This is a genomic window from Nitratireductor aquibiodomus NL21 = JCM 21793 (assembly GCF_000615975.1).
Taxonomy (GTDB): domain Bacteria; phylum Pseudomonadota; class Alphaproteobacteria; order Rhizobiales; family Rhizobiaceae; genus Nitratireductor; species Nitratireductor aquibiodomus.
On sequence record NZ_BAMP01000003.1, the window covers coordinates 84,755 to 109,627 of the forward strand.

Consider the following 24,873-nt stretch of genomic DNA (forward strand, 5'->3'; position numbering starts at 1 on the left):
GCTACATCTCCTTCCTGAGGTTGACGACCCGCAAGAGCGCGGTGATGACCACGGCGATGATGACGGTGAGGATGACGCCGGCGACCGACGCGAAGGCCCATTTCAGCGAGCCGACCTGCGACACGATGATGTTGCCTAAGAGATTGACCTTGCGGCCGGACAGCGAGGCGGCGGTGGCGAATTCGCCCAGCACCATGACGGACACGAAGATCGCGCCGACGATCACGCCGGGCAGTGACAGAGGCAGAATGATCTTGAAAAAGATGCGCCCGAAACCGGCGCCCAGATCGCGCGCAGCCTCAATGATGCTCGGCTCGATGCGGCTCAGCATGAAGGTGATCGGCCCCACCATGAAGACGCAGTAAATCTGCGTCATGCCGATGAGCACTGCGAATTCGGAGAAGAGCAGCGAGGTCAGCGGCGTGTCGATGATGCCGAGCTTCATGAGGATCATGTTGATAGCGCCCTCGGTGCCCAGCATCGGGCGCCAGGCGATCACACGGATCAGGAAGGAGGTCCAGAAGGGGATAACGCAAATGACGAGAAGCGCCGTCTGAAGCGTCTGGTTGCGCACCATCAGGCCGATGAACAGTGCCACCGGATACCCGATCAGAAGAGTCGACAGGAGCACGATCCCCCAGATGCGCACCGTGGTCCAGGTGGACGCCAGATAGGTGGAACTGGTCAGGAAGCGCACCCAACTGTCGGTCGTGAGTTTGGGTTCGACCGTGAAGGTGGTCTGCGTCCAGAACGATACGTAGACGACCATGATCATGGGCAGAACCATGAACAGGGCCATCCAGAGAACGCCCGGGCTGATAAGCATCAGCGCCGTGCGGCGTTCCTGGCGGCCACGGCGTTCGGCTGGCGACACGCCGTTGTCCTCGCCCATAGCGGAAGCCGCGCCGCGTATCTGCTCGCCGACAATTTCCATTATGCGGCCCTCTCGATGAATGGGATGACGTCTTGCGGATTGAAGGAGAGCTCATAGAGTTCATCCTTCGTGAAAGCCTGCGGGGTGGGACCGCTCAGGTGAGCGACGACCTGAAGCAGGGTGCCGTCCTCCAACCGGAAGAAGGAAAGAACCGATGCACCCGTGAACTCGCTTGCGATAAAGCGCGCGCGGATTGCCGCCTCTCCGGCGGTTTGAGCGGCAGTTGCACCGGCCGGGTACACGGAAATGCGATCGAAACGCAGCGCCACTTCGATCGGCGCACCATGCTTGCGGCCTGCTTGCCCGGCAGCGCAAACCGCGCGCCCGCGCCTTCGAAGCCGCCGTTCACCATGCGACCGGAGAGCACGTTGTAGGCGTTCAGGTGACGCGCCACGTCGGCGCTTTTCGGCAAGGCAAAGAGGGAGGATGCCGGCCCCACCTGGGCAATGGAACCAGCGGAAAGAACGGCCACGACGTCGCCCATGAGAAGCGCCTCGGTCTCGCTGCCGGTGACGTGCAGAAAAGTCACCTTCAGGCGCTCTCGGATCGCACGCAGCTCATCGCACATGCGTTCGCGCAGATTGGCGTCGAGTGCGCCAAGCGGTTCGTCGAGCAGCACGAAGCGGGGCTCAGTGACGAGCGTGCGCGCCAGCGCCACACGCTGGCGCTGGCCGCCCGAAATCGCCGTGACCTTGCGCGCCTCGAGACCTTCAAGCCCCACCAGCCGGATCGCGTCGGCGACCCGCGCCTTCAGTTCCGACGGGTCGGTTACAGGGCCCTCCTCACGGTAACGCAGACCGAAAGCCACGTTGTCGGCCACGCTCAAATGCGGGAACAGTGCGAAGTTCTGGAAAACGAAACCGATGCCGCGCCGGTGCGGCGCAACGCCATCGAGGCGATGGCCGTCATAGATGACCTTTCCACCATCCGGCTCCTCAAAGCCCGCGATCACGCGCAGCAGAGTGGTTTTGCCGCTGCCGCTCGCACCAAGCAGCGAGACATAGGAATCATCGGGGACGTTGACGCTCAGACGGTCGAGAGCGGTGACGTCTCCGTAGCGCTTGGTGATAGAACTCAGCGAAAGCACGCTTCCCTCCAGACTAAGGATGTGTCATCATCAAAAAATGATTATGTATACAAGCACATTTTTTCTCAAGCGCGCAAGCGGGCTCAAGAAATTTCTTTTCGAGCGGCGCTGCCGCGCGACTGCACGTCTTTGTTTTCCGGGGTTTTCAGCCCAAGCATGCACGCTGTGCCGCGCTTCATACGGGCATCCTCTAGCCTTTTCGGCGTTTTCTCTATGTTCCAACATCAAGACTAGGGAGGAAAAGGGGCGCCTGTCTTTGTGCGACAGTGCGCAAATTGTTGTCACCCAGCGCATTGCGGTACAGCGCGCAACCCCTTGAAACTGCGCGCTTTCGTCCCGTCACATCTGAAAATGCGCCACGCGACCGCACAAAAATTGATCTTTGTATGCTCGAATTGTTTGCAGCTTGTTTTTTTACGATTGAAGCGCGGGACAAGACGCGCCACAACCGGGGCAGCCCCCAATGAGCCAGACCGACATGATCCCTGCCCCCGCCAACAGCCGAACACCGCTCTATCTTTCCGCGGCCGAAACCATACGCGCCAACATCAGGTCGGGCGTCCTGGAACCCGGACTTGTGCTTCTGGAAGGTCCGATTGCGGAAGTTCTGAAAATTTCGCGCAGCTCGGTGAAGCGGGCCCTGGCGCTTCTGGAAGAAGAAGGCGCCGTCAGCCGCTTCGATGGCCGGGGCTATCTGGTCGGAACATGCGATGCGGATGTCGCACCGATACGCAAGGACATCAAGACACTCGATCTTTCGGTAGAAGAAGCTCACGACGAATCCCTCAACAGGCCAAACTGGAAGCGCATTTACGATCAGGTGGAGAGCGACGTTTCCTCCTGTCTGGTCTTCGGGCAGTACCGGATCGTCGAAAACGACCTGGCGGCATATTTCGATGTCAGCCGCACAGTGATTCGCGACGTTCTTGGGCGCTTGCAAGAGCGCGGTCTCGTCACCAAAAGCTCGACTTCGCGATGGCTTGTTGGGCCGCTAACGGCGCAATCCATCAAGGACAAGTTCGAACTTCGCATCATTCTGGAAGTCGCGGCGCTGCGCTCGGCCGCACCCTTTACCGACAAGATCGCGCTCGAAAAACTGTGCCGGCAGATGGAGGAAACCGAGCGTGCAGGTGGTCTCATCAAAGCCGACAAGTGGTTCAGGCTCGTCAATGCCTTTATCGATCTGGCCATTCTTTCCACTCCCAATCGCGATCTGCGCCGGCTGATCGCCAACAATCGCAAGACACTGCAGGCCTCGCAGAAAGCGCTCTTCAGTCTCGGACTTACGGGCGATGCCCTGTCGATCCGCGAAATCCGGATGATCGGCGAACTGCTCATCGTCGGGGCGACGCAAAGCGCGGCCGAGCTTCTCGAGAATCACCTCTCCAAGTCGCGCGACCGCACGATCGCCCAATTGAAGATCGTCGCCGTGCTGCCCCAGCCGGGACATCTGGCGCCCTATCTCATCGCTGTCTGAGGCGCGGTTCGCGACCCGCGCCAAGTCCCGCCGGGCACTGCGGAGCCTGAAGCTCCTCCAGGAAGCCGATGCGCTCGCAGCCCACCGGCCCCTGACAGCCTATTGCAAGGCCTTCCTCAAACGGTCGAGCATTGCGGCACATGCGTGCCGGGCCTCAAGCGCCTGTTCCATCGTTACCCGGCGAAAACGGGCTGGTGTGTTGGGCTGCAGCTGCCCTATAAGGTCCATATCCGCCGAAATAACCGTGCCGATCATGAAATAGCCCCCGCCGGACACCGCATCCCGGTGCAGGATGATCGGCTCCGTACCGCCAGGCACCTGCACCGAACCATAGGGATAGCAGCTATCGACAATGTTCGACGGGTCGGAGCCGGCCCCGAACGGCTGTTCGCGCTCATTGAATTCGAGCGGCGTGCCGCCACGGAAACGATAGCCCATGCGGTCGGCCTCGGGCGCCACCTTCCATTCCTCGTCGAAGAAGCGGTCAAGCGAAGCCTTCGTGACGCGGTGGTCGTAAAGGCCGGGGAGGATGCGAAGCTCGACCGGAACCGGATTTGCCCGGCGCAGGTCATCGGGAACGCTGCGGCCGGAGGTTGCACGGACTGTAGGGCGGCCGACCGGCAGTTCATCGTCTGTGGCAATGGCGCGTCCCTCGAAACCGCCCAATGCGCCGATGGGATAGGTCGACCGGCTGCCCAGCGCCACCGGCACGTCGATACCGCCTGCAACGGCGATATAGATGCGGGCACCGGCGGTCAGGAAGTCGAAGCTCAGAACCTGCCCGGCCTTCACGGGCAGGGCTGTCCAGCCCGGCTGAATTTCACCGTCGATCCTGACGGGCATGTCGGCGCCGGTAACGGCAATCACCGTATCCTCATCGAAGGCCAGTTGTGGCCCGACAAACACGGCCTCCAGTCCGGCAGCACTTTCTTCATTGCCGACGAGAAGATTGGCTGCCCGCATGGCATAGCGATCCATCGCCCCCGACACGGGAATACCCAGATGGAAATAGCCGGGACGGCCGAGATCCTGCACGCTGGTCAGCAGCCCCGGATTGAGAACCTTAATCGCCATTGATCATGCCCTCCAGCCGCGCGTTGTATCCCTTGATGTCCGCGTTGAAGGCCCGCAGGTCGAACTCCACTTCACGGATTTTCGGCTTGAAGGCATTCTTCACGACAGCTTCGACGGTGCGGTCATATTCGACCCTGTCGATGGGTTTGAACTTCACGATATCGCCCGGCCGGAAGAAGACCATGAAGTCTTCCAGATAATTGGTCTTCTGATCGGGATCGAAGATCGGCATCGGCGTGATGCCGAACATCTGGTACCCGCCGGCACCACGCACCGAATAGATGCAGGAAAAACAGCCGCCGTAACCGACGGTGTGCTTTGGCGTATCCGTGCGTGGACGCAGATATTTGGGCACCTGGATTTGGCGTTCGCGCTCGACCATCTGATACATGAACGGCAACCCGGCCACGAAGCCGACCATGGACACGAACCATGGAGAGCCCGAATGAGCGGCAATGAACGCTTCCACACTGGAATAGCCATTGATGCGCGCCGCATATTCGAGGTCCGTTCCCTGCGGATCCTGATGGCGCTCGCGGAACCGCATCAGCGTCTCATGGGTCCAGGGGTCCTGGTAGAAGACGGGTACCTCGATGAGACGCGTCTGCAGCACGGGATCTGTATTGCCCGCCTCGGCCTCGATGGAGCGGACTTCTTCCAGAAGCGCTTCCGGGCTGATCACATCGGGATCGAATTTCACCTGAAAAGAGGCATTGGCCGGACAGATTTCGGTCACCCCTTCGATAGCGCGCTCGGCGATGATGCGTGTCATCGAGAGGCTCTTGAAGAAGGCATCGAGCGACATTTCCTCGTCGACCTCGACGAACAGGTGCTCGTCACCGCCGAATGTGTAGCGCGGCTTCATCAGGCGTTCTCCGTTTGGCTGGCGGCGGGTCTCAAGGAGGTGCTCAGGGAGGCGCTCAAGGGGGTATCGGCAAGCCACCCTTCCAGATATTTCGTGTGGATGGCACCGGCGGTCACATCCGGATTCGCGGCTATCGCCAGATGCAGGGGAACCGTCGTCCTGATGCCGCCGATGGTGAGCGCCTTCAACGCCGCCTCCATGCGAGCGATTGCGTCCTTGCGGTCGGCACCGTGCACGATCATCTTGCCCAGCAGGGAATCGTAGAATGGCGGCACCCAGTAGCCGTCATAGAGCATGGTGTCGAAACGAATGCCTTCGCCTTCTGGCTCCATGAGGGCGGTGACCTGCCCCGGCGAGGGCATGAAATTCTGCGTCGGATCCTCCGCGTTGATACGGCATTCGATGGCGTGGCCCGAAATGCGCACCGCCTCCTGCGGGATCGACAGTTTTTCACCGCCGGCAATGCGGATCATCTCGGCAACGAGATCGATTCCCGTGATCATCTCCGTCACGGGATGCTCGACCTGGATGCGGGTGTTGACCTCGATGAAATAGAAAGCGTCAGAATCCGCGTCATAGAGATATTCCACCGTGCCGGCGCCGCGATAGCTGACGGAACGGGCGAGCGCGACGGCGCTCGCCGTGAGCGCTTCACGCACGGCAGGCGACAAGCCGAAAGCCGGCGCCTCCTCCCACACCTTCTGGCGGCGGCGCTGGAGCGAACATTCCCGCTCGAAACAGTGGATGACGTTCTCACCGTCGCTCAATATCTGAACCTCGATGTGGCGGGCATTCTCAATCACCTTCTCGATGTAGAGACCGCCATCGCCAAAGGCTGCCTGCGCCTCGGACGCGGCCTGGGGGAACTGTTTTTCGAACTCGTCGAAATCGCGCACGATGCGGATACCCCGCCCGCCGCCGCCCGCCGCGGCCTTGATCATGACTGGAAAGCCGATCTCTCCGACCAGGGCGCGCGCCTCTTCAATGCCGGCGATACGCCCTTCGCTACCGGGAACGGTCGGCACGCCCGCCTCGCGCGCCACCCTGCGCGCGGCCACCTTGTCACCCAGGAGACGGATTGCCGAGCGTCGGGGCCAACGAAAATCATGCCTGCTGAAACGACGGCGTCGGCGAAATCCGGATTCTCTGCCAGGAACCCGTAGCCAGGATGGACCGCATCGACGCCGGCTTCACGCGCCGCCTTCATGACGGCTCCGATATCCAGATAGGATTTGGCGGCTGGTGGCGGACCGATCAGGACCGCCTCATCGGCCATGCGCACGGCCAGAGAGTCCGCATCAGCCGCGCTGTGTGCCTGTACCGTGCGAATGCCGAGCAAGCGGGCCGCACGGATGATGCGCACCGCAATCTCGCCCCGGTTGGCAATGAGGAGGGAGCCTATCGCCATCGCCTCAGACCTCGATCTCGGCAATGACCTGACCGGCCATCACCGCATCGGCATCCTCGAGCAGAAAGCGGACGGACTTTCCACCTTCCATCGCGGAAACCTCATGGAAGCTCTTCATGACTTCGATCAGGCCCACGACTCACCGACTGTGACATCATCGCCATCGACCTTGAAAGGCGGGCTATCCGGAGAGGGCTTGCGGTAGAAGACCCCGGGCATCGGCGCCCTGATTTCGACCTTGCTCATCGGCATTCCCCTTTCTTTTTCCCGGCGCTATCGGCCGAGCAATTTCGACACCGGGACGACCCTGACACCGTTTTCCTTCAACCGGCGGCGCATCGCCTCGACAATTTCCTTCGAACCCAGCGTATCGGAATGGAAACAGATGGATTCGAACTGGACATCGACTTCCATGCCGGTAACGGTCGTCACCGTACCGTTCAGGCAGGCCTTGACCACCTTTTCTGCGACGGCTTCAGGATCGAGCCTGCCGACACGGCGGGTGAAAACGATAGCGCCGTCATCGCCATAGTCGCGATCGGCATAGAATTCGCGGATCACCGGCTGGCCGGCGGCTTTCGCGATCTCGTAGGTCGCCGAAACGCCCATGCAGAATATGGCGGTCTCTGGCTGGACAGCGCGCATGTAGCGCACGAAGCATCGGAGAATTCCGCATTGCCGGCGAGTTCCATGTAAAGCGCGCCGTGCGGCTTCACATGCTGCAGATGCGCGCCATGGCGCTTGGCGAATTCGCGGATCGCGCCGACCTGATAGACGATATCGTTGACCAGTTCGGCGGTGCTGCCATCAATGCGGCGGCGGCCGAACCCCTGCAGATCGCGATAGCCGGGATGCGCACCGACACCGACACCATGCTCGGCAGCCATGCGCACAGTGCGGTCCATGAGGCTTGGGTCGCCGGCATGAAAGCCTGTCGCGATATTTGCGGAACTGATGAGCTTGATCAGGGCTTCGTCATCGGTCTCACGCAGTTGCCACGCACCGAAGCCTTCGCCCATATCGCAATTGATGTCGATTGCCTCAACGGCCATGCGACGCTCCCCGTTTTCGCCCGCGACCTTTTCAGTTCTCTGCGGACTGATGTTCCACTCGCAGGCAGCCTAGGAAAACAATCGAGAGATTGGAATTTCTATTTTCAGATGCTGTAATATCAAAAAAAAAGAAGACACGGATGCGAAGGGACCGGCCATGCCCATAAGCCTACGGCAAATCCGCTACTTTGTGGCAACCGCCGAACTCGGCCAGATATCGCGGGCTGCGGTGGAGCTTTCCATTTCGCAATCGGCCGTCACCACTGCGATCCGCGAGCTGGAGCTCACGGTGAATCTGCAACTTTTCGAGCGTTCGAGCAGTGGCATGGAGCTTACGCCGGCCGGACGGGAATTCCTCTTCCATGCCTATGAAATCCTGCAGAAAGTGCATGAAGCAACGCATCTGACGGTCCTTCGGGCAATGTGGAGGGAAGGCTCGTGGTCGCCGCGACCTATACGGTGATCGGATATTTTCTGCCCGACCATCTGCAGCGACTGCAACGCGCTTTTCCCGGCCTCGACATTCAGCTGCATGAAGTAAACCGGGAAGCGATCGAGGAAGGTTTGCTCGACGAGCGATACGACATCGCGGTGCTTTTGACCTCGAATGTGCGCGATCCGCAGATCGCCAGCGAGACCATGATGAGCTCAACACGGCGGCTGTGGGTCCCCTCACGCCACCCCTTTCTCAAGAAGGCCAGGGTCGGCCTCGCCGATGTGGCCCGCGAGCCCTACATCATGCTCACCGTAGACGAGGCGGCCAACACGTCGCTGAGCTACTGGAGCACATCCCACTACAGTCCGAACGTCAAGCTACGCACCTCTTCCGTCGAGGCGGTGCGTTCCATGGTTGCAAGCGGACAGGGTGTCGCCATCCTGTCCGACATGGTCTACCGTCCTTGGTCACTGGAAGGACAGAGACTGGAAACCATCGTCCTTCAGGAGCCGATTCCAGCTATGAATGTAGGGTTGGCATGGGCTCGCCATGCCCGCTTCAACAAAGCCATGGAGGCATTCCGAGCCTACTTTCGGCAGGCCTTCCACATTCCGCAAATGCGCACAGACACCTCACCTGCCGCTCATGTGCGTTCTGCTCATCACCCATGACATCGGTGTTGTCGCTGACATTGCGCATCGCGTGGTGGTGCTGCGCCACGGCAAAGTGGTGGAACAGGTACGGCGAGTGAAATTCTGAACAATCCGCGTGATGCCTACATACGCCAACTCATGGATGCGGTCTCAGATCGTGGTCATGTGCGCGCAGGTGGTGGTAAAAAACAGCGCTTCTGCAGCCCCAACGCTTTTTCAGCCATGTTCAGGCGGCGTGTCGGTTGCTCACCCAAGGAGTTTTCACGGCGGTATTAATATCAATGCAAGGCAAGGCTGTAGTGACAGTTTAACGGCTTGAGATTCCCTCGCGGCTGCAAACCAGTTTCAAGGCTGGCGATAGATGGTGGAGTGTTGCGCAAGGCCTTCACAAGCCCGGAGTATACGAGCCCCGGCTTCCGCGAGGCGGTCTTCAGAGAGCGCGAAACTCAGGCGTATGAATGGGGAGAGGCCGTACGCCGCGCCGGAAATGACAGCGACTTTCGCCTCTTCCAGAAGATATTCGGCAAAATCCGTATCCGTCTCCACGACGCGTCCGTCCGGTCGTTTCATGCCGATAAAGGCACCACAGTCAGCATAGACGTAGAATGCGCCACCCGGTTCCCGGCAGACCAGACCAGCCTTGTTGAGGACTTCGCGAATGATCTTCATTCGCTTCTCGAAAACACTGCAGTTGTTGTGGACTTCGTCCTGTTCTCCTTCCAGCGCGGCAAGTGCTGCGGCCTGGCTGATGGAAGAGGCGCTGGACGTGCTCTGGGACTGAAGTTTGACAATCTCTCTGATCAAGTCCGCAGGCCCGGCACCATAACCGATACGCCAGCCCGTCATGGCGTAAGCTTTGGAAACACCGTTGACCACGAGCGTTCGGTTCATCAGCCGGGGTTCCACCGCCGCGATGCTTACATGACGCCGATTGCCGAATGTGATGTGCTCGTAAATCTCGTCACTGACAACAGCGACACGCTCATGCCGCAACAGAACCACGGCAAGCGCCCTGAGTTCATCCTCCGAATACACCGCACCGGACGGGTTGCCCGGAGAATTGAGCACCAGCATCTTGGTCCTGGGCGTGATCGCAGCTTCCAGACGCTCCGGCGTCAACTTGAAACCATCTTCTGCCGGACACGCGACCTCGACCGGCTCTCCACCAGCCAGACGCACCATATCGGGATAGGACACCCAGTACGGCGCGGGCACGATGACTTCATCTCCATCGTCGATGGATGCGAGGAAAGCATTGAAGATAACCTGCTTGGCACCGGAGCCGATGACAATCTGGCTGCTCTCGTAGCTCAGGCCGTTCTCACGCAGAAACTTGCGCGCGACCGCCTGTTTCAGTGCCGGCGTGCCGTCCACATTCGTGTAGCGTGTTTCGCCGTTTCGTATGGCCGTTTCTCCGGCCGCGCGAATGTGAGCCGGTGTATCGAAATCCGGCTCTCCGACCGTCAGGCTTATAATGTCATGCCCCTCGGCGATGAGTTGACGGGCACGCATGGCGGCAACGCCACTTGCCGAAGGTTTGACGCGCGCCATGCGCGAAGCGACAAAAGTCATGTCTTCCTCACAGTGAACAGATGAAAGATTTCAACCAAACAGCCGCCGGCCACGGCGAAGGCGTGCGATCAACGGGTAGCAGAGCGAAAGCACGATCAGTGCGATCAGCAAAAGGCAGAAAGGGCGTGTGAAGAACGTCGTCCAGTCTCCACCGGAAATCTGCATCGCCCTGCGGAAGTTCGTTTCCAGAATGGGCCCCAGAACCAGCGCGATCACAAGAGGCGCGCCCGGAAAGCGCCAGCGCTCCATGAAGAACCCGACCACGCCAAATCCGAGAACGAGCCAGACGTCGAACAGGCTGTTGCGCAGCGCATAGGAGCCAACGACACTGAAAACGATGATCGCGGGTCCGAGGACGGCGCTAGGCACACGTATCACACGGGATATCCAGGGCGCGGACACATGACCGATGACCGCAAACAGGATGTTTGCCAGGATGAGCGAGAGGATCAGCGTGTAGGTAACGTCCGCATATTGCGTGAACAGTTTCGGCCCGGGGATCAGCCCGTGGATTGTCAGGCCACCGATGAAAACCGCCGTTACCGCATTGCCCGGTATGCCGAGCGTGAGCGTGGGCACCAGCGTGCCGCCGGTTACGGCGTTGTTGGCGGCTTCAGGTGCAGCAACGCCCTCAATTTCGCCTTTGCCGAAGCGCTCGGGGTGCGGTGACTGGCGGCGGGCTTCATTGTAGCTGATAAACGCTGCAACACTTGTTCCCGCGCCCGGCAGAATGCCGATGACGGATCCGATGATTGACGAGCGGAGAAGCGTGCGCGTAACGCGGCGCAGAACCGGCCATTCGGGAAGCACCCGGCCCTTGACCTCCGGCACCGGCTGGCTGGCCCGGCTTTCGGCGCTCGAAAGACAAAGGGAAAGCGCCTGCGAAACGGAGAATATGCCGATAAGGGCGGGCAGCAGGGGAAGACCGTCAAGCAGTTCGTCCTGCCCCATTGTCAAGCGCGGATATCCGGTGAAAAGATCAAGTCCAACGGTGGCAAGCAACAGGCCAAGCGCGGCGGTGATAAGCCCCTTCAGCGCCTGACCGCTTGCTACTCCGATGATCGAGACCATGCCGAAAATCGCCAGAAACACATATTCCTGTGGCCCGAAAAGCAGGGCCAGTCTGGACAGTGGAGGCGCAACGAACAGAAGAACCAGTGCGCTGAACACGCCACCCACCAGCGATGCCACGAGCGCCATGCCAATGGCTTTTGTGCCCTCGCCACGCTGCGTCATGGGGTAGCCGTCGAATGTGGAGGCTATGGAGCATCGGTGCCCGGTGTCCGCAAAAGAATGGCGGTGATCGATCCGCCGAAGACGGAACTGCAATAGATCGCTCCAAGCAGAACCAGCGCTATCGCTGGATCCATTCCGAACGTTATCGGTATGCACAGAGCCACTCCCATGGTGGAGGAAAGCCCCGGCAATGCCCCGATGAAGAGGCCGACGATCGTTCCGATGACAAGCACCAGAAGAGCTTCAGGCGAAAAGACATTTGTGGCGGCGACCAAGAGCGCTTCCATTGATCTCTCCTAACCCAGCAAGAAAGATGCGACGGCGCCAGAGGGCGTCGGGACCGCAAGAAAGAAACCGAAAAGGATATAGATCGCGACCGAAAGCGCGGCCGCGAGCGCTATCGCGATGTGAGGGCGAAAGGTCGAAAGCCCACAATAAAGAGCAGACAGATAGAGGAATGTCGCCGGATAGAAGCCAACCCATGGCATGATGAGCGCAAAGCCCGCCGTCACTGCAACAATTATCAGGAAGCGGCCGTATGCGATGGGCGCATCCGCAGCTTCGTCTTCGGCCGCGTCGAAGAGCATCGAACGCACAAGCAGAACGAATGCCCCGACGCCCAGAAGCCCGGCCATCGTCAGCGGGAAATTTCGCGCGCCGCCTTCAAGCGTCCACACGCCCGCAGCCGACGCCACGGCCAGCAGAAGCAGGGCAGCGGCAACAAAAACATCTCTATGCATCATCAAGCCCGTTCGGATATCGAGGATCGGAAAAGCGTCCGGTCCATTCATGGCTGCACGACAGGAATGGACCGGAATGTTTCCTGCTTTCAGGACAGGGTCCGGCAAGCGGAGAACAGGTAGCCCAAGCGGCCACCTGTTCACTATCCTTAAATCCAGGGGCTCTTTTCCCATAGATCGCGATAGGCTTTATCCTGATCTTTCATGAAAGCCAGATACTCGTCGCCGATCAAAACATCCATCGGCATGTTGAGCTTCTTCAGGTCTTCGATGAATGCGGGATCGTTTGCGACCTGACCGGCAACTTCCCGCAGCTTCTTCAGCGCTTCGGGCTCCATGTTGATCGGGCCGGCGATACCGCGCGATGCGGCGCTCAGAATGTCATATCCAAGCTCTGATCCGGTGGGCACGTCAGGCATATCGGCGGCGGCCTTGCGGGACCAGACCACCAGCGGCTTCAGACCGCCTTCGGAAGCCATTTCCACCTGCTCTGAGACATTGCTTCAATGGCGTTGATGTGTCCGCCAAGAAGCGCTGCCTTGGCTTCTGCATCGCCATTGAACGCCACCTTGTTGAGCTCGATTCCAGCTGCTTTCTCAAGCTGAAGAACCGCCAGGAAATCGTCGCCGCCGACGCCTCATGGCTGACGGTAAGCGTTTCCTTCCTCGCGGTCTCGATGAACTCTTCAAGGGTGTTGATGTCGGAATCCCCGGCGATTGAAAGCACACCGGGTCCGTGACCAGGTTTGCGATCATGTCATATGTGTCGACGCTGAACTTCACGTCTGGCCGGGTGATGGCGTTTGTGATGATGCCGGAGTTGATCCAGCCAATCGTGTAACCATCGGCTTTCGCAGTAGCGATTGCGGTGAAGCCGAGCTGCCCGCCGGCACCGGGCTTGTTTACGACCACGAGCGGCTGCCCGAGATATTTTTCCGCGTATTGGGCAAACTTGCGTGCAAGAACGTCGGTGCTGCCGCCCGGTGCGTAGGGCACCACCATCTCGACCGGCTTCTCAGGATATTCCGCCATTGCCGGAAGGGCGCCGAGCGCCAACACGGCGACGCATGCCATTGCTGCTTTCTTAAAGAGATTGTTCATCGAGTTTTCTCCTCCGTTTTCCATAAGTTCAGGCCTTGGCGGCCGTTGAGCCTTCGGTGTCTTCTTTCTTCTCAGAAGCTCGTTTATCACCTCCAGCGGCGCCTGTTCTGCAAGGGCCAGTTCCTGGTCCTTTTCAAGCTGTTCCAGATCTGCGATCTCGACCATGACACGCTCAATCTGCGACTGCGGTACAACCACGACGCCGTCTGCATCGGCAACGATGTAGTCGCCCGGACGCACCTGCGCGCCGCCACACTCGACAGCCACATCGATTCCGGCCATTTCAAGCTCCGGCGGCCGGACAGAAATACCTCTGGCGAAAACCGGAAAATCCATCGCCTTGAGTTGTGCGACGTCACGCACCATCGAATCGGAGATGATGCCCGCAAGGCCCTGGAAATAAGCCGCATGCGCGACGTTTTCACCAAGGAGCCAGCGGTCCGTGCAGCCTGAATCCACGATCAGGACACTGCCCGGCGTCGCGCCACGAATGGCGGTGTAGATGTTGCCAATCTGGCTTGGCGCGCCGCTGCGCGGCGCGAATTTGGCGGTGGTCGCGCGGGCGACAATCCTTTGAGCATGGCCGAGCGGCAGCACCGCATCCATCCATCCGGAAAGCCCAAGCCGCGAGAGAGCATCGGTTACGACACCCGTCTCAACGTTCTCGAGCTTTCTCAAAAATTCGTCCTGCGATCCGCTCATATTTCCATACCCTTCAACTCCGGGCGACGGGGACGCGCCCTATTCGGTCCTAAACGGATAAAGCCCTATGGAATAACCATCCAATATTATTTATTCTGGTCGCCATAACTCAGGGTTATGTTGAGAAAGCGCCTGCCATGAACGTTCGCCAATTGGAGGCTTTCAGAGCCGTGATGCAGAGCGGCACGATTACCGCTGCTGCAGAACTGCTCCATGTCTCCCAGCCTGCCGTGAGCAAGCTCATCGCCAATCTGGAAGCCTCATGTGGCTACGATCTTTTCGTGCGCAGGGCCGGTCGCACCCTACCGACACCTGAAGCTCAGCAGCTTTTCGGCAAGGTCGACCAGATGTTTCTGGGCGTTGACCAGATACGGCGCGCGTCAAACGATATTCGCGACCAACGCGGTGGGCAGCTTACGATTGCCGCGTTTCCGGCTCTCGCGTCCCGCAACCTGCCCCGCATTCTGACGGGCTTTCTGGCAGAACGCCCGCACCTAAACGTATCGCTTCGCAGCATGTCGTCGCGCCGCATTGTCGAGAGTGTTGCCGCCCAGCAGATTGACATGGGGTTCAGCATCCTGCCGGCAGATCACTCCGGTATTGAGGTTCAGCATCTGCATCGTTTGCAAAGGGTGTGCGTGATGCCCGCCAACCACCGGCTGGCGGGGGCTGATGCGATCTATCCGCATGATCTGCGCGGAGAGAATTTCATCTCCCTCAGCATAGAAGATCCGGATCGACTGGCGATCGAGAAGGTTTTCAACGACCTCGGCATTCAACGGAAGATCCAGATCGAGGCCCAGCACTCCGACAGCGCCTGCGCTTTCGTCGCCAACGGCATGGGAGTTACGATCATTGATCCGTTCACGCCCGCCGATTACTCGTCTGAACGCATCGTCGCCAAGCCGTTTCTACCTGCGGCATATGTCAACGTCTGGCTGCTCTGGCCGGCTCACAAGATCAAACCGCAAACCGGCTTGCTCTTCGCGAACACCGTCAGAAGCTGGTTGACCACCTCATTCCCGAGGATCGCTTCCGGCGTGACGTTGTGATGGGTACTTTAGCCAATGGCCACTGCATGAAGAGCCGTTCGGGCAGTATCCGGCGAACGATGTCAGCTAGGGCTTGAAGTCACCTTGCCGCCCACTATCCATGATGGCGGGCCCTTCCAAGGGTCGGCCTCTTCGGCCCGCTGGACGACACAATAGGCGCTCATGCGTTCCCCGCTTTAGCCCCCATTCAGCGCCTTCTCGGCTAAAAAGTTTTGCTTAAGCCCAACCCGACAACACAAACGGCATCAAGCATGGGGAGGCAGTTCGGACCGAACTGAACCGCCTGCATCCGCATTTCCAAGCTCCATTCCGCCAATTCCTGATACTACCAGTTCAGCTTTCAGGTTGAGCCGCGACAGACGAGCTTGATTGACACGTGCCTCTGCGTTTGCTCCGGGGTCTCGCCCCGCAAGCGTTGCAGCATCAACTCGCCTGCCTGTGTTCCGATGTTGCGGGAATCGGCGACAATGGTCGTCAGTCCAGGTGAAATCTCTTCCGCTAGAGTTGAATCCCCGAAGCCCGCGATAGCCAGTTGCTCGGGGATACGCAACCCACACTCGCGCGCCTCCAGGAGCCCGCCGATCGCAAGCAGGTCGCTTGCACAGAAAATTGCCTGAACTTCATGATTTTCTTCCAAGAGACTGCGCATCGCCTCGCGGCCTTCCGGTACGCCGGAAACCGTATCACGCGTGATCTCCCGCTGCACCTGAAGACCGAGCCGCTCGCAGTGCATCGCGAAGCTTTTTCTGCGCAGTGCACCACGACCGCCGCTGCGGCCGATGAACGCCACTTTGCGATAACCGCGTTCGGCAAAATGTTCGGCAACCAACCGCGCGCCATCGGTGTTGGAGAAACCGACAAGCATGTCAATCGGATCCCGGGCAAACGCCCAACTCTCAACGACAGGCACCCCGAGGCCCCGCAGGAACGATCGGTTCGCCTCAAGTTCCATCACGCCGGTTATGAACACCGCCGCGGGTCGCGTGGCGGTCAGAGACCGCACGAGCGTGGTCTCACGTTTATAGGAATAGGATGTGCGGCTTAAAACCACCTGGAAGCCTGCTGGTTCCAGAACCTCGGCCAATCCCTCCACTGCGAGGCTGAACTGCTCACTTAGAATATTGGACACAAACGCCGCAACGATATCGGACTGGCCGCTGCGTAGCGCCTTGGCATGCGGATTAGAGAAGTAGCCGGTTGTCTCAACGGCCTGGCGAATGCGCTCACGCCGCTTCTCCGACACCATCTTCGGATTGCGAAGCGCCCGTGACACTGTAATCGGTGATACACCGGCCAGGCGCGCCACTTCTTCAATGCGTACAGGGCGCCGCTCGGCACCGGCTTCCTCAGTGGGGGAGGAAACGCGTAGAACATCATCGTAGGTCGGTCGGTTCATGCCCCATCATCAGTCTGGCTGCGATACAAGCAGTTGATCCACATCGGTCAGTTCGGACGCCGCCTGGACCAGACAATCGCCCGCTTCGCAATGTGCATGCAAACGACGTGATATCACGATTCCCGGGAGTTTGAATCTGAGAGTTATCGGCTTCTCTTCGAGAGCCTCCAGATCGTGCAACAACCCGGCGGCATCTCCCGCCGCGACCGCCTGTCCGAGCCGGATATACGGCTCGAACCAGCCGCGGCGTGTTGAATAGATACCCTGATCGTGACTATGCAGGCTCAAGAACGTAGGCGCGGCCCTTTCCGAGACATGAGTGCTCAACACCGGTTTGTGGATCATGCCGAGATTCTGCATCAGGCAGTCGATTGCTTGCGCCATCCCGGCCATTGTATCGGGCGTCACCGTTCCGCCACCACCGAACTCACCGCTGATTCCAATCGCGCCAGCACGACCGGCGGCGCCCATTGACGTCGGAGAATCGCAGCCGTTCCTGGCGACAAAAGCGTATTTCTGACCGAGACTGCTTACGAGATGAAGCGCCCGCCTCGTGCGCTCGGTCGTTACCTGTTCCTCGATCAACGCGGTGGGCAGATGTTCCATCGACGTCCCGCCGGAATGCATATCGAAGATTACGTCGTGAGCGGGAAAAAGCTCATCTTCGAGATAATGTGCCAGTCGCTCCGTCGGCGTGCCCGCGGGATTGCCAGGGAACGCGCGGTTCAGATTGCCGTCATCCAACGGGGAGCAGCGCCGACCGGCCATAACGGCTGGTCCGTTGGCCAACGGCAGGATCGTCACGGCTCCCTTCAGTTCGGAAGGCACAAGCCGCCTGATCAAATGCGCTAGGGCGAAAACCCCCTCATATTCGTCACCGTGGTTTCCGGCCATCAGAAGAAGTCGGGCCTCCCCGCTTTTCATGCGGAAAATCGGCGTCCGAACCTGGAAGTAAGGCGAACGATCCACCGAAAACGGAATTGAGAGATAAGATGAAAACTTGCCATCTTCGACAAGATCCAGATCGCTGATAACACCGGTGTGCACGGATAATCTTCCTGATGGCTATGGGAAGAGGCGGACGCGCGTGACGTCCGTCTCTTTAGGCTCAAAGAGAGGCGACTGCGGTCATTTCCACGCGCAGATCGGGGTCGGCCAGCCTGGCTTCGACACAGGCACGCGCCGGAGGATTTTCCAGATCGACCCATTTGTCCCAGACCGAGTTCATCGCGTCGAAATCCGTGATGTGCGGAAGAAAAACATTCACCGCCACAATCCTGGACTTCGAAGACCCGGCACGCTCGACGAGCGAGAGGATCTTCGCAAGAACCTCTTCGGTCTGCTGTTCGATGGAAGCCTTGCGATTGTCCGCGACCTGACCTGCCACGTGCACAAGGCCGTTGCAGGCCACTGCCTGACTCATGCGGGAGCCGCGTTCCAAGCGCTCGATAGACATGGAAAATACCTCTCTTATTACTCGTTCTTCAGATACGCGGCAGGTTGTCCTGCTTCACGTTGAACCATTTCTCCTGCAATGCCGGCAGCTTGCCGTTCAAGCGGTTGGAGAAAAGGAACGTGTCGATCCACCGCAGGAAATCCGGCTCGCCCTGCTTGATAGCGATGTGTGCCGGCGACTGGCGGATAAGGAACTTGCGTTCCATCTCAACATCGGGATTGTCTTTTGCCGCTTCGGCAACAATGGCACTGTTCTCGGCAAAGCTCTGCGCCTGACCGGCCATGTATGCCGAGAGGGTCGAAGCGACATCCTCGAAGCGAATGAGCTTTGCTTCGGGCGCGTTGTCGGTCAGCCAGAGATCGAGCGTCGTTCCCTTGGCCACTGCAATGCTCGTGCCGGCAAGTTGGTCCGGCGTCTCAGCCACGGGCATGTCGGCGGCTCCGTAGACACCGAGCTCGACCGCTGCATAGGGCTGAGAAAACGCGACCTGCTGAGCGCGCTCCGGCGTTGCCCCGATGGCTGCGATAAGAATGTCGACCTTGTCCGCCATCAGGCTGGGAATGCGGTTCGGGCCCGTGACCTGCACGATTTCGAGATCGACGCTAGATCGCTTGCGAGAAGTTCGGCGACTTCCACATCGAGGCCGGTCGCCTCTCCGCTCTCATCCTTGAAGCCCCATGGTGCGACATCAAGCAGTATGCCGACGCGAATTTCGCCGGCGGACAGAATATCCTGCAACTGGTCAGCCTTGGCTGGCGCCGCGGCGGCGCCGACAGCCATAGCGGCCGCGGCTATGAATTGAGCCAATCGTTTCATCTGTGTTCTCCTCTCTAGTGATTGCTTCCAATGAAGCTCTTCAGCTCCGGTGTTTTGGGACTACTGAAAAGCTCCGAAGGAGGTCCTTCTTCCCAGACACGCCCCTGATGCATAAACACGATCTTCGTCGCGACATCGCGGGCGAAGGCCATTTCGTGCGTCACCAGAATCATCGTCATGCCGCGCGAAGCCATATCCTCCATGACCTTCAGCACTTCGCCCACAAGTTCGGGATCGAGTGCGGAAGTGACCTCGTCGAAAAGCATCAAGTCGGGCGACATGGCCAGGCAGCGCGCTATCGCGACGCGTTGCTGCTGACCGCCTGAAAGCTGCTCCGGATAGGCATCGATCTTTTCCGAGAGCCCAACCTGCGCCAGAACCTTTTCGGCCAGCGCCCGTGCATCGGCTTTTGAGACCCGGCCGGTTCGAATGGGAGCAAGCGTGATGTTTCGCTCGACCGTGAGATGCGGGAACAGGTTGAACGCCTGAAAAACGATGCCCACTTTCTGGCGAAGCTCGCGCAGTTTCTTCATCTGCCCGTGTACCTGCTGTCCTTCAACGCGGATTTCCCCGTCCTGGATGTCCTCCAGCCCGTTGATACAGCGCAAAAGCGTGCTTTTGCCGGAGCCGCTTCGGCCAATAATGGTTACGATCTCGCCTTCTTCCACGGTGAGCGAGACATCCTTCAGAACCTCCAGCGCCCCAAAGGATTTGCGAACATTTTTGATTTCAACCAGTGCCATTGAGACGCGCCTCGAGTGAACGGGACCATTGAGTGAGCGGAAAACAGATCGCGAAATAAATTGCCGCGATGATGCTGTAGACGAGTAGCTGCTGGAATGTCGCCGCGCTGGCGATCTGACCTGCGCGCGTGAGCTCGACAAACCCCACCACGGATGCCAGCGATGTGCCCTTGATGAGCTGCACAAGGAAACCGACCGTTGCCGGAAGCGAAATCTTGAGGGCCTGAGGGGCGATGACGAAGACGAACTGCTCCCAGCGGCTAAGCCCAAGGGACGCAGCGGCCTCCCATTGCGTGTATTTCACGGCCTGAATGCCCCCACGCCAGATCTCTCCAAGGAAAACGCCTGAGTAAATCGAGAAGGCCACCGTCACTGCCATCAGCGAGGGAACCTCGACGCCAAGAAAAACAGGCATCCCGAAATAGAAGAACATCAGAAGCGCCAGAAGGGGGACGCCCTGCACCAGTTGCAGGAATGCGGAAGCCATCCAGCGAATGGGTGCAACGTTGCTGGTGCGAAGCAAGGCAAGGGTCAAGCCCAGCAGGCCGCCAAACACGAAGGACAGAACGACAAGAACGAGCGTCCATTGAAGCCCTTCAAGAAAGGCCATGAGATCGACAAGGGATAAAGTACGCATGCTCTGTTCTCCGACTACCGCCGCACAGGCCAGCGAAACGCGACAGCCCCCACAATCGCGAAGATGACGCGGCTGGCGACAACCAGTGCGACATAGATCGCGGAAATGAGCGCGTAGACTTCGAAGCTGCGGAAGGTTCGGGATTCGACGAAGGTCGCGGTGTGAAAAAGCTCCTCAGCCGCGATCTGGGAAGCGACCGATGTGCCAAGCAGAAGCAGGATCAACTGACTGGTGATCGAAGGGTAGATGTTACGCAGCGCCGGAGCGAGAACGACATAGCGAAAGACCTCGAACCGAGTCAGCCCCAGGCACTCACCCGCTTCCACCTGGCTTTTGGGAATGGAGGCGAGGCCCGAACGGATAATCTCGATCGCGTAGGCACCGAAATAGATGCTCAAGGCGACGCAAGCCGCCGGAAAAGGCGCCAGTCTGATTCCAGCGCTCGGAAAGATGAAGAAGATAACGAACAGCTGTATGAGCGGCGGGGTGTTGCGGATGAGTTCGATATACGCCTTCACCAAGATCCGCACAGGCTTGGGGCCACTACCCACGAGAACAGCGCCAACAACGCCAATCAAAAGCCCGAAGAATGCCGCGATGGCTGTCATTTCCAAGGTATTGACGATGCCGTGCAGGAACTCGTCCTGATAGCGCAATACCTGCTGAAAGTTCAGGTTCTGCATCTGGTTATCCGAAAGAGGTTGCGTGCACGGATGTCACGCGATGATTGTCATCGACGACAAAAAAGTGTCGCCAGCGATCGAAGCAGGTGCACGGATGAGAAATGCCGAACTCGATGATGTCACCCACCTTGACATCGACACTCTGCTTCAGGCGAAGAAAGCCATGCTGATCGTTGAGTTTCTCGACCTCCGAAAAACCATCCAGCGTGGCATTGCACAGACCATCACGCCAGGATTTCAGCGCCAGCGGAAATCCCTGATCGAAAGAGACATCACGCATTCCGATGCCGCAAATTGCCAGATCGCTTTCCGGGCGTGACAGAACCTGCGCCCAAACCCGCATTGCCGGCTGGAACACGCACGCGGCATTTCCCCCTGATACAAATCCATTGCGCGCGTCCATACGCTCGAGGGCCTGCGCATAAACGCCGTGATCGTGAAAGAAGATCGCGCCACTGCGAAGGATGAGATCGATATTGCCATCCGCGCGGGCCAACGGAGACAGGGCATCCACAACCAGATCGAAATATTGCGACCCGCCGGAAGAGAGAACCAAACGGCGCTCGGGCACAGCACTCCGCACCAGGTCGAACACGCTTTTCAGCAGATCGTTCAAGTTCCTGATCGCTTCCACTGTCGCAGCGGGATCCGCCGAAGCCACAGCCCCTTCGTAGGCGGCAACACCGCCAAGACGCACATGCTTAAGCGTCAGCGCCTTCCCGATAACCTTTCGTGCCTGCTCGACATCACGCAGCCCTGCCCGTCCGAGCCCCACTTCGACAAGAACTGGAAACACCCGACCGGAAATCTCCCCTGCCCGGTCGGCAACAGCGAGCGATGCTTCGGAATCCGCGAACAGGACGACCTCGGCGTCTGGATAGGCATTGAGCAAGCGCCCCAACCCGTCGCCCATGCGCTCACCGCCTAGCTGGTTGGCAATCAGAAGCCGCTTAACACCGCCCCGCAGCATGACACTCGCCTGCTGGAGATTGGCAACGGACACGCCCCAGGCACCTGCATCCATCAGGTCATGAGCTATGTCGACCGACATCGGCGTCTTGATGTGCGGAGCCAGAAGCGCGCCGTGTTCTCTGGCATATGCAAACATCGCATCCCGATTGCCATTGTAGGCAGAACCGGAAACGGTCAGAACGGGATAAGAGAGGTCTCCACCGCTCACCGACCAGCCGAACCCAGCAACGTCACTCGCTGCGAGTGACACCGTTCCAGCCGGAACACCGCGAATCGTGTCGTCAATGCAAAACGCGGCATTTGCCACGCCGAGGCCGCCATGCGAGTGGGCCGTTTTGTGTATGTCGCCGCGACGGTCTGGCATCCGTTGTTGCATCGATTGGTGCTTTTCCAGCGTGAGAGAGTGTGTAGACATCGTGATATGACAACGTTATCATTTTGAACATCAGACGCAACCCCCAAATGATAGGGACGCCATTTTGAGCTACGAGACTCCCCCTGAACCGCGTCAAGGAAGCGCTTTTGCCACCGTCGACTTCGAACGGGAGGGCAAGCAGACGGGTTTCATTCATATTCCGCATTCACCGCATTCCGACGCCTGGGGTGCAACACGAATCCCCATTGCTGTCCTGAAGAATGGGGATGGGCCCACAGCGCTTTTGACGGGCGGCAATCACGGGGATGAGCATGAAGGCCCGATAACACTGGGAGAACTGTTCCGCGAACTCGACCCGCGCCACATTTCCGGGCGTCTAATACTGATCCCGGCACTCAACCTGCCCGCCGTGAGGGCTGCGCATCGCACCTCGCCGGTTGACGGACTGAATCTCAACAGAACCTATCCCGGAGATCCACAGGGCACGATCTCCCAGCAAATTTCGGCCTTCGTGTGTGACCATCTTTATCCGATCTCGGACGCATTCATCGATCTTCATTCGGGAGGGTCGTCACTCGATATTCTGCCGAGCGCAATTGTCGAACCCACAACGGATCCTGACCACCAACACCGCAACATCGAGGCGGTGCTGGCCTTCGGGGCACCAATGACCGTGGTGATTAGCAATCTGGGCGAGCAGCGTTCATCGACGGCGGCGGCCGTCAAGGCGGGACTTACAACCGTCGGCACGGAAATGGCTGGAACCGGCACGGTGTCAATGGATGCTTTGCACATCTGCAGGACCGGCGTTCGGAACGTGCTGAAACATTTAAAGATTCTCGAACCTGATGAGAGGCCGGGCGGTGCGTCCGGCGCACGCAAAGTGCTCGAAATCCCAGGCGCTAAGGGATATGTGTTCGCGCCGGAAGGGGGTGTTTTCGAACCATTCGCCCCCCTGGGAACAGAGGTCCGCGCGGGCGAGCCGGCAGGCCAAATCCACTTCGTCGACAATCCCGAGCGCCCGCCACTCCAACTTCGTTATGGTCAGGACGGCATTCTCTACGCCAAGCGCCATCCGGGACGCGTGGAACCGGGAAATTGCTGCCTGGTCATCGCCACGCCTTTTGAAGGAATGCTGTCATGATCGACATCGAGGACATCCGGGCCGCCTCAGCAAGGATTTCTCCTTATGTGCGACGGACACCGCTCCTGCCTGCGACCCAGCTAAGCAAATCGACTTCTTGCGGCGAACTTTATCTCAAGCTGGAGTGCCTTCAACCATCGGGGTCCTTCAAAGCAAGAGGTGCTGCGAACAAACTCTTCTCCGCCTCACCCAACGACGTTAGGCACGGGCTGGTGGCGGCTTCGGGTGGAAATCACGGACTGGCCGTCGCCCGCAGCGCCAATCTCGCCGGCGTCCCCGCGCACATCTTCCTTCCAGACAACGTTCTCCCGGACAAGATCGAGAAGATGAAACGCTGGGGTGCGACCGCGGTGATCGCCGGAAAGAACTATGACGAGGCGAACAGCGAAGCGCTGGAACACGCACAACGAACGGGTGCGCTGTACTTCCACTCATTTGCAGATCCGACGATCGTGGCAGGTCAGGGCACCGTGGGTCTGGAAGTTCTCGAGGACCTTCCTGATGTCGACACCATCGTCGTGGCAATCGGCGGCGGCGGCTTCATCACCGGCGTCGCAGTGGCACTGAAAGCAGCCCGCCCGGAGATACGGGTGATTGGCGTGGAGCCCGTCGGATCGCCGACCCTCCACAAGTCCATGGAAACAGGAAGTGTCGCAGAACTGGAGCGTATCACCACATCGGTTCCCACCATGGCATGCGACGTACAGACCACGCGCTGTTTGCACTGGCCCGTACAGTGATCGACGACATCGTGCTTGTCGAAGACGAGGCGATGGCCAATGCGGCGAAAAACCTCTGGTTCGAATTCGGCATTGCCGCCGATCTCAGTGGCGCAGCGGCGGTTGCCGCACTTTCGGAGGGACTTGTTTCAGTGAAGCCGGGCGAAAAAATCTGCGCGCCCGTCTGCGGCGCGGGATTGCCATTCTAGCCAGGCAATCAACGCCTGCCCCGCGGGGTTATGATGTCCTATTGGTTCCGGGCGGACCGCCGAAGGTGAACCTTCTTATCACCACGGTATGCATCGCGTTTTTTTCGCGGGCGGACGGTGAGACTGCGTGGTGGCTGGAATGGATACCCGCAGAATGCCGCCGCCCTGACCGGGCAGCGACTGGGCCAAATCTATCGTCGCGCCAAATGCTCAAACAATACAGCGACGGCCTCCGCGCCCGGATCGACATTTCCCTCCAGTTGCTGGGCGTTGATATAGGCAGACCGCCCAGCGCGCGCCTGCGCCATCGTGGCCGTTTCCTGCGCCCCGGCGC

Annotated in this window: 23 protein-coding genes and 7 pseudogenes; 7 read left to right on the top strand and 23 right to left on the bottom strand. The window is 59.3% G+C overall.

The window, feature by feature from the left end; translation table 11 throughout:
* Position 1: 1 nt before the first annotated feature.
* The 3 genes and pseudogenes from JCM21793_RS01715 to JCM21793_RS29965 form a co-directional block, all read right to left on the bottom strand.
* Positions 2 to 934 (bottom strand): ABC transporter permease, encoded by a 933-nt coding sequence (locus JCM21793_RS01715; RefSeq protein ID WP_025029277.1) that lies wholly within the window; start codon positions 932 to 934, stop codon positions 2 to 4.
* Positions 934 to 1,203, bottom strand: coding sequence for a TOBE domain-containing protein (locus tag JCM21793_RS29960; protein ID WP_306306719.1), 270 nt, complete (start codon positions 1,201 to 1,203; stop codon positions 934 to 936). Before JCM21793_RS29960 ends, JCM21793_RS01715 begins: the two co-directional genes overlap by 1 nt.
* A gap of 389 nt (positions 1,204 to 1,592) precedes the next feature.
* A pseudogene (locus JCM21793_RS29965) lies at positions 1,593 to 2,021 on the bottom strand (ABC transporter ATP-binding protein); the annotation flags it as partial.
* 463 nt (positions 2,022 to 2,484) lie between these two features.
* On the opposite strand from JCM21793_RS29965, the gene JCM21793_RS01725 reads away from it, so the two are divergent.
* The gene (locus JCM21793_RS01725; protein WP_025029278.1) at positions 2,485 to 3,498 is read left to right on the top strand and encodes a GntR family transcriptional regulator; all 1,014 of its coding nucleotides are present in this window, start codon (positions 2,485 to 2,487) and stop codon (positions 3,496 to 3,498) included.
* A 99-nt stretch (positions 3,499 to 3,597) separates the two neighbouring features.
* On the opposite strand, the gene JCM21793_RS01730 is transcribed toward JCM21793_RS01725, so the two are convergent.
* From JCM21793_RS01730 to JCM21793_RS23550, 5 genes and pseudogenes are all read right to left on the bottom strand, one after another.
* Positions 3,598 to 4,572 (bottom strand): 5-oxoprolinase subunit C family protein, encoded by a 975-nt coding sequence (locus tag JCM21793_RS01730; RefSeq protein ID WP_025029279.1) that lies wholly within the window; start codon positions 4,570 to 4,572, stop codon positions 3,598 to 3,600.
* Positions 4,562 to 5,437 carry a 5-oxoprolinase subunit B family protein gene (locus JCM21793_RS01735; RefSeq protein ID WP_025029280.1) on the bottom strand — a complete coding sequence of 292 codons (876 nt, stop codon included), beginning with the start codon at positions 5,435 to 5,437 and terminating at the stop codon, positions 4,562 to 4,564. Before JCM21793_RS01735 ends, JCM21793_RS01730 begins: the two co-directional genes overlap by 11 nt.
* Positions 5,437 to 6,845 (bottom strand): annotated as a pseudogene (locus JCM21793_RS23540) (acetyl-CoA carboxylase biotin carboxylase subunit). The gene JCM21793_RS01735 and the pseudogene JCM21793_RS23540 overlap by 1 nt, the downstream one beginning before the upstream one ends.
* A 4-nt stretch (positions 6,846 to 6,849) precedes the next feature.
* Positions 6,850 to 7,091 (bottom strand): annotated as a pseudogene (locus JCM21793_RS23545) (acetyl-CoA carboxylase).
* Between the two features lie 99 nt (positions 7,092 to 7,190).
* A pseudogene (locus tag JCM21793_RS23550) lies at positions 7,191 to 7,897 on the bottom strand (5-oxoprolinase subunit PxpA); the annotation flags it as partial.
* A 157-nt stretch (positions 7,898 to 8,054) separates the two neighbouring features.
* Here JCM21793_RS23550 and JCM21793_RS23555 point away from each other — a divergent pair.
* Positions 8,055 to 9,004, top strand: a pseudogene (locus tag JCM21793_RS23555) (LysR family transcriptional regulator).
* Positions 8,979 to 9,136, top strand: a pseudogene (locus JCM21793_RS29970) (microcin ABC transporter ATP-binding protein); the annotation flags it as partial. The pseudogenes JCM21793_RS23555 and JCM21793_RS29970, both read left to right, overlap by 26 nt.
* A gap of 195 nt (positions 9,137 to 9,331) precedes the next feature.
* On the opposite strand, the gene JCM21793_RS01765 reads toward JCM21793_RS29970, so the two are convergent.
* From JCM21793_RS01765 to JCM21793_RS28070, 5 genes and pseudogenes are all read right to left on the bottom strand, one after another.
* Positions 9,332 to 10,558: a pyridoxal phosphate-dependent aminotransferase gene (locus JCM21793_RS01765; RefSeq protein WP_025029281.1), complete on the bottom strand. Its 1,227-nt coding sequence runs from the start codon at positions 10,556 to 10,558 to the stop codon at positions 9,332 to 9,334.
* A gap of 30 nt (positions 10,559 to 10,588) precedes the next feature.
* Positions 10,589 to 12,081: pseudogene (locus tag JCM21793_RS23560) on the bottom strand (tripartite tricarboxylate transporter permease).
* Positions 12,082 to 12,090: 9 nt separating this feature from the next.
* Positions 12,091 to 12,537: a tripartite tricarboxylate transporter TctB family protein gene (locus JCM21793_RS01775; protein WP_162175204.1), complete on the bottom strand. Its 447-nt coding sequence runs from the start codon at positions 12,535 to 12,537 to the stop codon at positions 12,091 to 12,093.
* Between the two features lie 146 nt (positions 12,538 to 12,683).
* Positions 12,684 to 13,013, bottom strand: coding sequence for a tripartite tricarboxylate transporter substrate-binding protein (locus JCM21793_RS28065; RefSeq protein WP_025029283.1), 330 nt, complete (start codon positions 13,011 to 13,013; stop codon positions 12,684 to 12,686).
* Between the two features lie 117 nt (positions 13,014 to 13,130).
* Complete coding sequence (locus JCM21793_RS28070; RefSeq protein ID WP_025029284.1) at positions 13,131 to 14,336, bottom strand: tripartite tricarboxylate transporter substrate-binding protein; 1,206 nt, start codon at positions 14,334 to 14,336, stop codon at positions 13,131 to 13,133.
* A 137-nt stretch (positions 14,337 to 14,473) separates the two neighbouring features.
* On the opposite strand from JCM21793_RS28070, the gene JCM21793_RS01795 reads away from it, so the two are divergent.
* The gene (locus JCM21793_RS01795; RefSeq protein ID WP_025029285.1) at positions 14,474 to 15,388 is read left to right on the top strand and encodes a LysR substrate-binding domain-containing protein; all 915 of its coding nucleotides are present in this window, start codon (positions 14,474 to 14,476) and stop codon (positions 15,386 to 15,388) included.
* A gap of 340 nt (positions 15,389 to 15,728) precedes the next feature.
* Here the strand turns inward: JCM21793_RS01795 and JCM21793_RS01800 are convergent, their stop codons facing one another.
* From JCM21793_RS01800 to JCM21793_RS01835, 9 genes are all read right to left on the bottom strand, one after another.
* Complete coding sequence (locus JCM21793_RS01800) at positions 15,729 to 16,784, bottom strand: LacI family DNA-binding transcriptional regulator (RefSeq protein WP_025029286.1); 1,056 nt, start codon at positions 16,782 to 16,784, stop codon at positions 15,729 to 15,731.
* A 9-nt stretch (positions 16,785 to 16,793) separates the two neighbouring features.
* Positions 16,794 to 17,831, bottom strand: coding sequence for a M14 family metallopeptidase (locus JCM21793_RS01805; protein WP_025029287.1), 1,038 nt, complete (start codon positions 17,829 to 17,831; stop codon positions 16,794 to 16,796).
* A 61-nt stretch (positions 17,832 to 17,892) separates the two neighbouring features.
* Positions 17,893 to 18,240 (bottom strand): RidA family protein, encoded by a 348-nt coding sequence (locus JCM21793_RS01810; RefSeq protein WP_036539316.1) that lies wholly within the window; start codon positions 18,238 to 18,240, stop codon positions 17,893 to 17,895.
* Positions 18,241 to 18,268: 28 nt separating this feature from the next.
* The gene (locus JCM21793_RS23570) at positions 18,269 to 18,826 is read right to left on the bottom strand and encodes a transporter substrate-binding domain-containing protein (protein ID WP_306306720.1); all 558 of its coding nucleotides are present in this window, start codon (positions 18,824 to 18,826) and stop codon (positions 18,269 to 18,271) included.
* Positions 18,790 to 19,056, bottom strand: a complete 267-nt coding sequence (locus tag JCM21793_RS31130) for a transporter substrate-binding domain-containing protein (protein ID WP_306306721.1) — start codon at positions 19,054 to 19,056, stop codon at positions 18,790 to 18,792. Before JCM21793_RS31130 ends, JCM21793_RS23570 begins: the two co-directional genes overlap by 37 nt.
* A 14-nt stretch (positions 19,057 to 19,070) precedes the next feature.
* Positions 19,071 to 19,799 carry an amino acid ABC transporter ATP-binding protein gene (locus tag JCM21793_RS01820; protein WP_025029289.1) on the bottom strand — a complete coding sequence of 243 codons (729 nt, stop codon included), beginning with the start codon at positions 19,797 to 19,799 and terminating at the stop codon, positions 19,071 to 19,073.
* Positions 19,786 to 20,436 carry an amino acid ABC transporter permease gene (locus JCM21793_RS01825; protein WP_025029290.1) on the bottom strand — a complete coding sequence of 217 codons (651 nt, stop codon included), beginning with the start codon at positions 20,434 to 20,436 and terminating at the stop codon, positions 19,786 to 19,788. The genes JCM21793_RS01820 and JCM21793_RS01825 overlap by 14 nt, the downstream gene beginning before the upstream one ends.
* Before the next feature lie 14 nt (positions 20,437 to 20,450).
* Positions 20,451 to 21,119, bottom strand: a complete 669-nt coding sequence (locus tag JCM21793_RS01830) for an amino acid ABC transporter permease (protein ID WP_025029291.1) — start codon at positions 21,117 to 21,119, stop codon at positions 20,451 to 20,453.
* A gap of 4 nt (positions 21,120 to 21,123) precedes the next feature.
* Positions 21,124 to 22,455, bottom strand: a complete 1,332-nt coding sequence (locus tag JCM21793_RS01835) for an alanine racemase (protein WP_025029292.1) — start codon at positions 22,453 to 22,455, stop codon at positions 21,124 to 21,126.
* A 115-nt stretch (positions 22,456 to 22,570) separates the two neighbouring features.
* Between JCM21793_RS01835 and JCM21793_RS01840 the strand changes: the two genes are divergently transcribed.
* The 3 genes from JCM21793_RS01840 to JCM21793_RS29655 are packed head-to-tail and all read left to right on the top strand — an operon-like array spanning position 22,571 to position 24,539.
* A complete protein-coding gene (locus JCM21793_RS01840; RefSeq protein ID WP_025029293.1) occupies positions 22,571 to 23,611 on the top strand; it encodes a succinylglutamate desuccinylase/aspartoacylase family protein in 1,041 nt (346 codons plus the stop codon).
* Positions 23,608 to 24,351 carry a threonine ammonia-lyase gene (locus tag JCM21793_RS23575; RefSeq protein ID WP_202901387.1) on the top strand — a complete coding sequence of 248 codons (744 nt, stop codon included), beginning with the start codon at positions 23,608 to 23,610 and terminating at the stop codon, positions 24,349 to 24,351. The genes JCM21793_RS01840 and JCM21793_RS23575 overlap by 4 nt, the downstream gene beginning before the upstream one ends.
* Positions 24,348 to 24,539, top strand: coding sequence for a hypothetical protein (locus JCM21793_RS29655; protein ID WP_202901388.1), 192 nt, complete (start codon positions 24,348 to 24,350; stop codon positions 24,537 to 24,539). Before JCM21793_RS23575 ends, JCM21793_RS29655 begins: the two co-directional genes overlap by 4 nt.
* 191 nt (positions 24,540 to 24,730) lie before the next feature.
* Here JCM21793_RS29655 and JCM21793_RS28540 read toward each other — a convergent pair.
* Positions 24,731 to 24,873 (bottom strand): DAK2 domain-containing protein (locus JCM21793_RS28540; RefSeq protein WP_155983356.1); only part of this gene is annotated, 143 nt, incomplete at its 5' end.